This window comes from Cellulosimicrobium cellulans (assembly GCF_006539945.1).
Classification (GTDB): Bacteria; Actinomycetota; Actinomycetes; order Actinomycetales; family Cellulomonadaceae; genus Cellulosimicrobium; species Cellulosimicrobium cellulans.
The window spans coordinates 44185-56407 of sequence record NZ_BJNZ01000032.1; the positions used below are offsets into that span (position 1 = coordinate 44185).

A 12223-nucleotide genomic window follows, 5' to 3' on the forward strand; every position below is an offset into this window, starting at 1 on the left:
TTGACGAGCGCGCGAGGGGCGTGCGCCACGGAACTGATGGGGAACTCATGCGACCACACTCACGGGGTGCGACAGGCGCTAGCGGCGTCCGTTGGCGCGGGTCTCGTGCCGGGACGATGACGGCGCGCCACGCCAGGCCGCGACACCGAAGGAGCACATGGAAGCGCGCCGTTGCCGGTGCCGTCGCGCTCGTGACCGCCGGCACCGGTGTCGCGGCTTCCACGGCACTTCCGGCTGTGGCGGCGACGGTCTACGAGCTGGAGGGCGCCTGGTCCGTCGGCACGCCCACGACGGTCGCGACGGGCGACGCCGTGTCGGCGTCCTGGTGGTTCAACCTCAACGACGACGCGGCGGCGCCCGGCAACGCGCCCGTCGACGACGTGACGATCACGGTCACCGGCCAGGGAGCCGTCTTCGACTCGATCCCGCCGGTGTGCCTCACCGACGGCGTGGACCCCGCCTCGAGCATCTCCGACGACGGTGCGACGCTCGTGTGCAACGTCGGGACGCAGGACGAGGGCACCGCGTTCGCGCTGACGACCCCGATGCGCGTCACGGCCCAGACGGGCGAGCCGGTGAGCGCCGGCGCGACGGTCGCGGACCAGGAGGCCACGGTCCCGGACCTCGTCGTGCAGAACGCCTTCTTCCAGGACATCCGCTGGGTCCAGGCGACGACGCAGTCCAGCAACACCGCGACGTACCGGGACATGGTGTTCAACTGGACCCTGTTCCACGGTACCCACAGCCCCGCGGGCCCCTCGGAGGTCACGTACGCGCTCACGCTGAGCAACACCCTCGGGGCGACGATGCAGCTCGGTCCCGACGGGTGCCGCGCCTTCACCAGCGGGTCGGCGAGCGGGCACCCGTGGTCCGGCGGCTCGAACGACCCCAGCCAGACGGCACCGTTCGTCGGCACGTGCACGCTGACGCGCAACAGCAGCACGTCGTACTCGCTGACGCTCTCGGGCATCGACTACAGCCACACCCAGGCGCCCACCAAGGACTCCACGGGAGCCAACCTCCCCACGGACCGCGTCGCGGTCGCCTCCGGCCAGGTGCAGATCCGCGTCATGACGGCCTCGACCTCCGGCGGGATCACCCTGACCTCGAACGCCCCGACGTACACCGCCGTGGACGGGCAGACGTACACGGACGACGCGTCCAACAACTCCGTGAACCGGACGTGGACGGCGGGCTACTGGTCGCACGCCTGGACCCCGGCCTACACGGGGCAGAGCGGCAGCTCGTGGTCGGACACGTACCGGGTCGCCGCGGGCACCGAGGTGAGCTCGTTCGCGTCGGTGAACTACCCCAACGTCTCGACCCCCAACGCGACCCAGGGCGGCCTGTGCGTCGTGCTGGACACGCAGAACGTCGAGTTCACGGGGGCCACCACCCGGTTCGACAACAACCGGACCGGTCCGGAGGCGGGACTGCCCCTCGCGTACTACACGGGCACGTCGGCCCTGCTGAACCCCGACAGCGGGTCGTACCAGCCCAACGACTTCACGTGCAACGGCACGACGGGCTGGACCACCACGCGGCCCGCGGACCTGTCGACGATCAAGGCCGTGCGAACCGTCTTCACCCCGACGAACGCGATCAAGGAGCGCCTCGTGGCGCTGCAGGTCACGCAGCGGGTCAAGGAGACGACGCCGGTCGGCCGCGACGTCTGGACGTGGGGCGCGTACATCAACGCCGTGAACGCGTCGAACGTGTGGGTCCACCCGAACCGGTCCTCGGACACGGCGGACATGCCCCTCAACGGCACCGCCACTCCTGGCTCGCGCTACGCGTACGCCGCGGGCGGCCGTGACGTGCTGCGCGTGATCGGCGTGACCCCGGACGTCACGAAGTCCGTCCTGCCGATCACGGTGGACCCGAGCGGTGAGGCGACGTACACCCTGACCTACTCGGCGAACGGCACCGGCGCGGTCGCGCCGACCGTCGACGACTACGTGCTCGTCGACACCCTGCCTGCCGGCGCGACGTACGTGGGCGGTTCCGCGAGCCCCGAACCGGCGGTCACCACGAACGGCAGCGGGCAGCAGGTGCTCACCTGGACGCTGGACGGCGTGGCGACCAACGCCGAGCACTCGCTCTCCTACGTCGTCCGCTTCCCCGACGACCTCCAGGGCGGCGACCGGCTCGTCAACACGGTCAACGCGGCCGTCGAGGGCGTCACCTCGGACGACGCGACCGCGTCCGTCGTCGTGAGCGACTCGGGCCTGACGAAGATCATCAAGACCGCGGACCAGGCGTTCATCCCCAACCTCGCCGGCGACGGCGTGGGCACCGGGTCGTGGACCGTCCTCGTGCGTTCGCAGGACCCGATCGCGCAGTCCTTCGTCGACGTGATCGACATCCTCCCGTACGTGGGTGACGGGCGGGGGACGGCGTTCTCCGGCTCCTACCTGCTGGACGGGCCCGTGACCTCCTCGATCGGCGGGACGGTCTACTACACGACGGCGGACCCGGCGACGCTGACCGACGACCCGGCCGACGCCGCGAACGGCTCGGCGGGAAGCGTCGCGGGCAACACGGTGGGCTGGACGACGGAGTACACCCCGGACGCCACGGCGGTGCGCGTCATCACCGGCACGCTCGCGCCGCGGGGCGAGCTCACGATCTCGGTCCCTGTGGTCACGGACGGCATGGTCGGGGGCGACACGCTCGTGAACCGCTCCCAGGGGCGGGCCGAGAACACGCGGCTGGTCATGCGGACATCGGCGTCGACCTCGATCGCGAACTACTACTCGGCGTCGCTGAAGAAGTACGTGCAGGACGCCGACGGCGAGTGGCGCGACGCGAACGACCCGCTGGACTACCCGCGGTACCGGGTCGGTGACACGGTCCGCTACCGGATCGTGGTGGAGAACACGGGTCAGGGGACGCTGACGAACGTCGCGGTCTCCGACGACCTGCAGCCCGAGCTCGGGTCGTTCACGATCGAGTCGCTCGCCCCGGGCGCGACCGAGAGCCACGAGTTCGAGATCGTCCTGACCGAGCCGGTCGCGGACTCGGTCGTCAACACGGCGTGCGCGGACGCTGACGTGCCCGCGGACTCCGGTGTCGAGCCCACGATCAACTGCGACCCGGCCGGGTTCGTCGTCGTGGGCACGCCGACCCACACCAAGGAGATCGTCTCCGCCACCCCTGTGGGTGAGGGGCAGTGGGAGGTCGTGTACGAGGTCGTCGTGTCGAACACGCAGACCCCCTCGACGACGTACTCCCTGACGGACGCGCTCCACTTCACCGACCAGGCGACGATCGTCTCCGCGACGGTGACGCAGGCGCCCGACGGCGTCGTCCTCGCCGACCCGGCGTGGGACGGGCAGGGCAACACCCTGATCGCGTCCGACGTGCCGCTGGCCGGGAACGACGACGAGGGCTACGCCCCGCACGTCTACCGCGTCACCGTCCTCGCCGACGTGCCGCTGCAGCTCGACGACGCCGGCTCCGGCGCCGACGCCCCGACCGCGTGCCCCGCCGAGGGGTCGGACGCGGACCAGGGGTTCAACAACACCTCCGGGCTGACCGGCCCCGAGGGGGAGACGGAGGAGGACCAGGCGTGCGCGCCGATCCCGTCGATCGACATCGCGAAGACGGTCTCCGCCAGCCCGACGCCGAACGGTGACGGGACGTGGACGGTGACCTACGACGTCGTCGCGACGAACGCGGGCGCTGCCGACGGCACCTACGAGGTGACGGACCGGATGACGGCCGACGGTGACCTCGAGGTCCGCTCGGGCGCCGTCGTCACGGCCCCGGACGGTGTGACGCCGAACGCGGCGTGGACGGGTCTGGGCGCCGAGGGCGCCCCGGAGAACGTCATCGCCTCCGGCGTCGTCCTGCCCGCGGGCGGGACGCACACCTACCAGGTCGAGGTCGTGCTGGGGATCGCCGAGGGCGTCGAGGGTGCGCCGGTGATCACCCCGTGCTCGGCCGAGCCGGGCGCCTCGCCCGGCGGCCTGTCGAACGCGGCCGGGATCGAGCACAACGATCTCACCGACTCCGACGAGGCGTGCGTGACCATCGCGTACATCGTCGTCGACAAGTCGATCAGCGCGGGCCCGACGCCGAACGGTGACGGCACGTGGACGATCGTCTACGACGTCGTGGCCGAGAACGTCGGCGGCGAGTCGGGCGAGTACGACGTGTTCGACCGCCTGCACTACGGCGAGGGCATCGAGATCCTCGACGCCGCGATCACCACGGCTCCGGACGGCGTCGAGACGAACGCGGGCTGGACGGGCCTGGGTGCCGAGGACTCCGCCCCGGAGAACCTCGTGGCGTCCGGCGTCGAGCTGGCCGCGGGTGGGACGCACACCTACCAGGTCGAGGTCACCGTCCAGATGGACGAGGCCACGATCGACCCGGTGAACCTGCAGTGCCCGCCGCCCGGCTCGGGCGAGAACGGTGGCCTGGCCAACTCCACGAGCCTGGACCACAACGGCATCGTGGCCGAGGACGAGGTGTGCGCCTCCCTGCCGCTGATCGAGGTCGACAAGTCGATCTCCGCCGGCCCCACCCCGAACGGTGACGGGACGTGGACCATCACCTACGACCTGGTCGCCACCAACACGGGCCAGGCCGCGGGCGACTACGACGTGGTCGACCGGCTGCACTACGGCGAGGGCATCGTCGTGGAGTCGGCCGCCATCACCTCGGCACCCGACGGTGTCGAGCCCGAGGCGGGCTGGACCGGTCAAGGAGCGGCCGGTTCAGCCGACAACCTGGTCGCCTCGGACGTCACGATCGAGGCCGGCGCGACCCACACCTACCAGGTGCAGGTCGTCGTCTCGCTCGACCGCGAGGTCGTGACGCCGGAGACGCTGCAGTGCCCGGAGCCCGGCTCGGGCGAGAGCGGCGGGCTGGCGAACTCGACCGAGCTCACGCACAACGGTGAGACCCAGGGCGACGACGTGTGCGCCACCCTGCCGCTGATCGACGTCACCAAGACGGTCTCCGCGGGCCCGACGCCGAACGGTGACGGGACGTGGACGGTGACGTACGACGTCGTCGCGACGAACTCCGGTCAGGCCGACGGCGTCTACGACGTCACCGACCGCATGACGGCCGACGGCGACATCACCGTCGTCTCCGGGTCGGTCGTCTCGACGCCGGAGGGTGTCGAGACGAACGCTTCGTGGACCGGGCTCGGCGCCGTCGGCGCGCCGGAGAACGTCATCGCCACGGGCGTGAACCTGCCCGCCGGCGAGTCCCACACGTACCAGGTGCAGGTCGTCATCTCGCTCGCCGAGGGCAGCGAGGGCGCACCGGCAGTCACCGACTGCGCCGCGCCCGGCACGGGAGAGGACGGCGGTCTGTCCAACTCCGCGGGGATCGACCACAACGGGATCCCCGACTCGGACGAGGCGTGCGTGACGATCTCGGCGATCACGGTCGACAAGACCATCTCGGCCGGGCCGACGCCGAACGGCGACGGCACGTGGACGATCGTCTACGACATCGTCGCGGAGAACGTCGGCGGTGCGACGGGCGAGTACGACGTGTTCGACCGCCTGCACTACGGCGAGGGCATCGAGATCCTCGACGCCGCGATCACCACGGCCCCCGACGGCGTGGAGACCAACGCCGACTGGACCGGGCTCGGGGACGAGACCTCCGCCCCGGAGAACCTCGTCGCGTCCGGCGTCGAGCTGGCCGCGGGCGCGGCGCACACCTACCAGGTCGAGGTCACCGTCCAGATGGACGAGGCCACGATCGACCCGGTGAACCTGCAGTGCCCGCCGCCCGGATCGGGCGAGAACGGTGGCCTGGCCAACTCCACCAGCCTGGACCACAACGGCATCGTGACGGAGGACGAGGTGTGCGCCTCGCTGCCGCTGATCGAGTTCGACAAGTCGATCTCGGCAGGCCCGACGGGCAACGGCGACGGGACGTGGACCATCACCTACGACCTGACCGCCACCAACGCCGGTGAGGCTGCTGGCGACTACGACCTGGTCGACCAGCTGCTCTACGGCGAGGGCATCGTCGTGGAGTCCGCCGAGGTCGCCTCGGCGCCGGACGGTGTGGAGCCCAACGCCGGCTGGACCGGTCAGGGCGCGCCGGGCTCGGAGGAGAACGTGGTCGCCACGGGCGTCACGCTCGAAGCCGGCGCGACCCACACCTACCAGGTGCAGGTCGTCGTCTCCCTCGACCAGGCCGTGGTCACGCCGGACACGCTCGCGTGCCCGGCACCCGGCTCCGGCGAGACCGGTGGCCTGGCCAACGCCGGCACGCTGACGCACAACGGCGAGACGCAGGACGACGACGTGTGCGCGACCCTGCCGCTCATCGACATCACCAAGTCCCTCTCGGGTGCGGTGACGCCGGTCGAGGGCGAGGACGGCGTGTACGACGCGGTGTACGAGGTCACGGTCACCAACCGTGGTCCGGGTGTCGGGGAGTACGACCTGGACGACACCCTCGCCCCCGGTGCGGGCGTGACGGTCGTCGGGATCCAGGGCGTCGTCACCGACGCGCCCGAGTCCGTGGGCGTCAACGAGGGCTTCGACGGCCTCGAGGACGTCCGGATCGTGACCGGTCAGCCCATCGCGGGCGCCGACACGAGCCCGGTCGTGCACACCTACACGGTCACCGTGCGGTACGCGGCGGACCTGTCCGACGTCGAGATCCCTGACACGGACGTGTGCTCCACGGACGGCGGCACGGTGCCCGGCGGGCTGAACAACGTCGCGGCCGTGGACTGGAATGCCGTCCCCGGGCAGGACGAGGAGTGCGTGCGCCCCGGGAAGCCGACCCTCGACAAGGCCCTGGTCTCCGCCAGCCCGGTGGGCGAGGGGAAGTGGGAGGTCGTCTACGACCTGACCGTGGGCAACGTCGGCGGGGAGGTCACGACCTACGACCTGGACGACGAGCTGCTGTTCGCCCCGGTCATCACGGTCGACTCCGTCACGGTCACCGGGCCCGAGGGCGTCACCGTCAACGACGGGTTCGACGGCGCCACCGACCAGCGGATCGCGACCGACGTGGCGATCGCGGGCCTGGACGACGACGGGTACGCCCCGCACGTCTACCGGGTCACCGTCGTCGCGAACGTGCCGCTGCACCTCGCCTCCGCCGAGGTGGGCCAGGACGGGACCGGTGCGCCGGCCTGCACCGTGCCCGCCGGGTCGAACACCCTGGAGCAGGGCCTGAACAACGCGGCCACGCTCACGGACGAGACGGGCGGGACGCAGACCGACACGGACTGCGCCCCGGTGCCCTCCATCGACATCACCAAGGTCATGGACGGCGACCCGGTCCGCGGAGAGGACGGCACCTGGACGGTGTCCTACGCGATCACCGTCGCCAACGACGGTGCCGCTGCCGGGGTCTACGACCTCACCGACCGCCTGCGCTACGGCGCCGGCATCGAGGTCGAGTCGGCCACGGTGACGGCCACGCCCGAGGGCGTGACGGCGTCGGGCACGTGGACCGGTCAGGGCGTCGAGGGCGACCCGGCGAACGTCGTGGCCACCGGCGTGGGCCTGGTCGCGGGCGGTACCCACACCTACCGGGTGCAGGTCCTCGCGAACCTCGACCAGGACGCGGCCGACGAGTCGACGTTCGTCTGCCCCGACCCGGGTTCGGGCGAGCCCGGCGGGTTCGCGAACACCGCGGGTATCGGTCACAACGACCTGACCGACACCGCCGAGGCGTGCGACACCCCGGACGAGCCCGGTGATCCCGGAAAGCCCGGCAAGCCTGGTGGGTCGCTGGCCACGACCGGCGCGACTCTGGCGTGGGTCGCGGGCGGGGCAGCGCTGCTGATGCTGATCGGCACGCTCGCCCTGCTCCTCGCCCGCCACCGCCGCACCACCCTCGGCTGAGGTGCGGCCGGTCGCCCCCGGCACGGGGGCGACCGGCCGCTCACCGGCTGACGTCGTGCGACCCACCACGAGACCTCACCACGACAGCGGGTGGCCCTCATCCGATTCCCGAACCGTGATCGCCCCCCCTCGATCACGAACCGGACTCCCCAGATGGTGGCGGCCCGGCACCTGAGCAGAACGGGCGCCGGCCGCCACCACAGGCACCGTCGACACGCACCTCCTGCCTGCGAGGTCACCATGCACCGTGACGTCCACCGCATCATCGTCCCCACCCTGTTCGGCTACGCCACCCTCGTCCGCGCCGGAGACATCCGCCCCCTGGGTCTCGGCGGGACCCCCGACGACGGTGCCCACCTGCTCGGTGGGACCACGCAACGCATCGATACGGTCCTGCCCCCGGACATCACCACCGACGAGCTTCTGGACTTCCACGCCCGGCTCCTGCTATGCCCGGCCCACCGACGCCGACCCCGGACCGCGGCGGTCGCCGTCGGCCGCTGCCGGATGCTGAACCACGCCGTCGACGTGCGTACCACTGCGGCCCTGGCGGTGCACCGGCTGTGCCCGGCACCCGCGCCGCGCGACGTCGTGTTCGCTGCACTGGTGCGCTCCATGCGCCGCGCCGACGACGCCCACCTCACGAAGGAGAAGGAAGCCCTCGCCCGCCAGCTCGTGTGGTGCGCGATCTACGCCGCACGCGACCACCACCTGGCCCAGGTTCTCCACGCCGCGACGGCCCTCCACCACCTGATCCTCGACCAGCGCGCCAGCACGACCGACGCCCTCGACCAGGCCTGACCACCGAGCTGACGGACCCGCCAGGGGCACCGGGTCGGTGACGTCGTGCCGTGCCTCGTATCACAGCACCGCACCGATCCCTCTCTCGACCTGCGACGACTCATCGACCCGTCCACCAGGACACCCCTGGACACTCGTCCGACTGCCTACGGCTCGGAGCACGGTGGGCCAGACACCGCGCCCCACCCACCGGCATCGCCTTGCCTGCAGGTGTGGCGAGCGGTCGTCGTGCGGGCGTAGCCAGGCGCGCACGACCGGGGAACGGGCAGGATCCGTTGTCGCTACGATGGCGATCTTTGGGGGACGGGGCACGTGGGCGAACAGTTCGACCTCAGCGCGTACATCGACTCGCTCGGCCCCATGACGGCCGAACAACGGGCCGTCGTCGACGACGCGATGACCTTGGTCGCCCGACAAGGCGGCAGCACCGCGTTCCTCCGCGACGCAGCCCTCTACCTGACCACCCTCGTCCTCGTCGGCGACGTCGCCACCTTCGACGACGAGGACACCTGGCACCTCATCGACACCCTGCGCCACAAGCACCACGGCGATGGCCCCGGCCCCACGAGCTGACGATCCTGTGCGGCGTCGTCGCAGCCCGCGAGCCGTCTGCTGTGGGCATCACGATGGAGGCGACGCCCGTGCCGGCGTCGTTGCGAGGTGGGTCAGGCGGTCGCGGCCTGGACGGGCGTGACGCCGAGCTCGTCGAGCAGGGTGAGCACGTGGGTGCGGATCTCGTCGCGGATCGGGCGGACCGACTCGATACCCTGCCCGGCCGGGTCTTCCAGGGCCCAGTCCTCGTACCGCTTGCCGGGGAAGATCGGGCACGCGTCGCCGCAGCCCATGGTGATCACGACGTCGGACGCCTGCACGGCGTCGGTCGTGAGGACCTTGGGCTGCTCGGCACGGATGTCGATGCCCTCCTCGAGCATGGCCTCGACCGCGACGGGGTTGATCTGGTCGGCCGGGGCGGACCCGGCCGACCGGACCTCGACGGCCCCGCCGGACAGCGCGCGCAGGTACCCGGCGGCCATCTGGGAGCGGCCGGCGTTGTGGACGCAGACGAACAGGGCGGAAGGCTTCACGGTCTCGGTCATGGTGGTCTCCGATGGTTCAGGGGGTGGGCAGGTCGAGGTCGGGCAGGAGGTCGGTGAGCAGGGCGCGCACGCGGGTGTCGAGCTCGGCGCGGATCGCGGCGACCCCGGCAGCGGAGGCGAGGGCGGGGTCGCCCACGAGCCAGTCCTCGTACCGGGTACCGGGCAGGACCGGGCACACGTCGCCGCAGCCCATGGTGACCACGACGTCGGCGGCGCGGACCGCGTCGTCGGTCAGCGGCTTGGGGTAGGCCTCACCCTCGGTGGTGCCGAGCGCGGCGAGCTCGGGTCGCACCGCGGGGTGCACGTCCGCGGCCGGGGTGGACCCGGCCGAGCGCACCACGACCTGGTCGCCGGCGTAGCGACGCACCAGCGCGGCGGCGAGCTGGGAACGGCCCGCGTTGGCGACGCACACGAAGAGCACCTGCGGGCGCGCCCCGGCCTCGCGGGTGAGGTCGGCCAGGCGCTGGCGGGCGAACCGTTCGGTGAGGGTGAGCAGGTGCGCGGACACCGTGGCCGAGCGGGCCAGCGCGGTGTAGGACTCGCGCACGGTGCCCAGCACCACGTCGGCCCCGAGCTCGGGGTGGCGGGCGGCGAGGTCGGTCGCGAGGTGGTCGAGCGCGGCGTCGACGTCCTCCAGGCCGGTGAGCTCGTGCGAGCCGACCAGCGCCTCGATCGCGGCCGGGGCGAACGACTCCAGCAGGGTGGACACCGCGGCCTTGTACCCGGGGGTGATGCGGTACCAGACCCAGGTGCCGCGCCGCTCGGAGGTGAGCACCCCGACGTCGCGCAGCACCTTCAGGTGGTGGGACACGGTGGGCTGGGACACGTCGGTGAGCGCCGCGAGGTCGCACACGCACGCCTCCCCGGCGGGAGAGGTCGCGATGAACGACAGCATCCGCAACCGCAGCGGCTCGGCGAGGGCCTTGAGCGTGACTGCGACCGCGCCGGCGGCCTCGGTCCCGATCGCGTGGGCCTCGATCTGCGGCGTGCAGTCGGGGTCACGGACGGTCAGCGGAAGGCTCTGGGTGGTCATGACCTCACCTCTTCCAGCTCTCGTGCGGGGGTTGCGGGGGCGTAGGGGTCGACGGCGAACCAGCGGCGTGCGACCCACAGCGAGACGTAGACCAGGCCCACCAGGACGGGGACCTCGATGAGCGGGCCCACGACGCCGGCCAGGGCCTGGCCCGAGGTCGCGCCGAACGTGGCGATCGCGACGGCGATCGCGAGCTCGAAGTTGTTGCCCGCGGCGGTGAACGCGAGCGTCGTGGATCGTGCGTAGCCGAGCGCGAGCATCTTGCCCACGACGATGCCGATGCCCCACATGGCGGCGAAGTAGACCAGCAGCGGCAGCGCGATCCGTACGACGTCGAGGGGGTTGGACGTGACGGCCTCGCCCTGCAGGGCGAACAGCAGCACGATCGTGAACAGCAGCCCGTACAGCGCCCACGGCCCGACGGCGGGCAGGAACCGGTCCTCGTACCAGGCCCGGCCCTTGGCGCGTTCCCCGACCAGTCGTGAGGCGAGACCGGCGGCCAGCGGCACGCCGAGGAAGACGAGGACGTTGAGCGCGATCTGCCCGACCGACACGTCCAGGCCCTGGGTGTCCAGGCCGAGCCAGCCGGGCAGCACCGTGAGGTAGAAGTACCCGAGCAGGGAGAACGCGACGACCTGGAACACGGAGTTGATCGCGACCAGCACCGCCGCGGCCTCCCGGTCTCCGCACGCGAGGTCGTTCCAGATCACGACCATGGCGATGCACCGGGCCAGGCCGACGACGATCAGCCCGGTGCGGTACTCGGGCAGGTCCGGCAGGAAGATCCACGCCAGGGCGAACATCAGCGCCGGCCCGACCAGCCAGTTCAGCACCAGCGAGGACACCAGGAGCCGCTTGTCGCCGGTGACGGCACCGACGCGGTCGTAGCGCACCTTCGCGAGCACCGGGTACATCATCACCAGCAGGCCGAGCGCGATCGGGACCGAGATCCCACCGACCTCCATCGCCGTGAGCACGTCCGACAGCGCCGGGACGAACCGGCCCAGCACCAGGCCGGCGACCATCGCCAGCCCGATCCACACCGGCAGCCACCGGTCCAGGGTCGACAGGCGCCCACGCGTGGCCGTGGTGGGGTCGCTCACGCCAGAACCTCCTCGATCTCGGCGACCAGCGCCTGCTTCGGGCGAGCGCCCACGACCGACTTCACCAGCCGCCCGCCGGAGTAGAAGTTCAGCGTCGGGATCGACACGACCCCGGCCGCAGCGACGGTCCTCGGGTTGGCGTCGGCGTCGAGCTTCGCAACCGTGATCTTGCCCGCGTACTGCTCGGCGAGCTCGTCGAGGATCGGCGCGACCTGGCGGCACGGGCCGCACCAGGTGGCCCAGATGTCCACCAGGACGGGGACCTCGGCGGCCAGGACGACCTCGTCGAAGGTGTCGTCGGTGACGGTCACGGTGCTCATCGGACCTCCTCCAGTGCGAGCGGCAGCC

At 71.7% G+C, this 12223-nt stretch carries 7 protein-coding genes; 3 read left to right on the forward strand and 4 right to left on the reverse strand.

Annotated features, from left to right (window positions below; translation table 11 throughout):
* Positions 1-236: 236 nt before the first annotated feature.
* The 3 genes from CCE02nite_RS18045 (at position 237) to CCE02nite_RS18055 (ending at position 9215) form a co-directional block, all read left to right on the forward strand.
* Entirely contained in the window at positions 237-7841 is a 7605-nt protein-coding gene (locus CCE02nite_RS18045) for a CLIPPER-2 domain-containing protein (RefSeq protein WP_141390993.1), read from the forward strand.
* Between the two features lie 240 nt (positions 7842-8081).
* Positions 8082-8642, forward strand: a complete 561-nt coding sequence (locus tag CCE02nite_RS18050) for a hypothetical protein (RefSeq protein WP_141390994.1) — start codon at positions 8082-8084, stop codon at positions 8640-8642.
* 312 nt (positions 8643-8954) lie between these two features.
* Complete coding sequence (locus CCE02nite_RS18055) at positions 8955-9215, forward strand: hypothetical protein (protein WP_141390995.1); 261 nt, start codon at positions 8955-8957, stop codon at positions 9213-9215.
* A gap of 92 nt (positions 9216-9307) precedes the next feature.
* Here the strand turns inward: CCE02nite_RS18055 and CCE02nite_RS18060 are convergent, their stop codons facing one another.
* Genes CCE02nite_RS18060 through trxA form a run of 4 tightly spaced genes read right to left on the reverse strand, consistent with a single transcriptional unit; the run spans position 9308 to position 12195 of the window.
* Complete coding sequence (locus CCE02nite_RS18060) at positions 9308-9739, reverse strand: arsenate reductase ArsC (RefSeq protein ID WP_141390996.1); 432 nt, start codon at positions 9737-9739, stop codon at positions 9308-9310.
* Positions 9740-9755: 16 nt separating this feature from the next.
* Entirely contained in the window at positions 9756-10772 is a 1017-nt protein-coding gene (locus tag CCE02nite_RS18065) for a metalloregulator ArsR/SmtB family transcription factor (RefSeq protein WP_141390997.1), read from the reverse strand.
* Positions 10769-11875, reverse strand: coding sequence for an ACR3 family arsenite efflux transporter (gene arsB / locus CCE02nite_RS18070; protein ID WP_141390998.1), 1107 nt, complete (start codon positions 11873-11875; stop codon positions 10769-10771). Before arsB ends, CCE02nite_RS18065 begins: the two co-directional genes overlap by 4 nt.
* Complete coding sequence (gene trxA / locus CCE02nite_RS18075) at positions 11872-12195, reverse strand: thioredoxin (RefSeq protein WP_141390999.1); 324 nt, start codon at positions 12193-12195, stop codon at positions 11872-11874. The genes arsB and trxA overlap by 4 nt, the downstream gene beginning before the upstream one ends.
* Positions 12196-12223 lie beyond the last annotated feature (28 nt).

Bases quoted from the DNA above. Each gene is read 5' to 3' on its own strand.
- CCE02nite_RS18050 (WP_141390994.1), top strand. From the start codon at position 8,082: ATGCACCGTGACGTCCACCGCATCATCGTCCCCACCCTGTTCGGCTAC.
- CCE02nite_RS18060 (WP_141390996.1), bottom strand. From the start codon at position 9,739: ATGACCGAGACCGTGAAGCCTTCCGCCCTGTTCGTCTGCGTCCACAAC.
- CCE02nite_RS18065 (WP_141390997.1), bottom strand. From the start codon at position 10,772: ATGACCACCCAGAGCCTTCCGCTGACCGTCCGTGACCCCGACTGCACG.
- trxA (WP_141390999.1), bottom strand. From the start codon at position 12,195: ATGAGCACCGTGACCGTCACCGACGACACCTTCGACGAGGTCGTCCTG.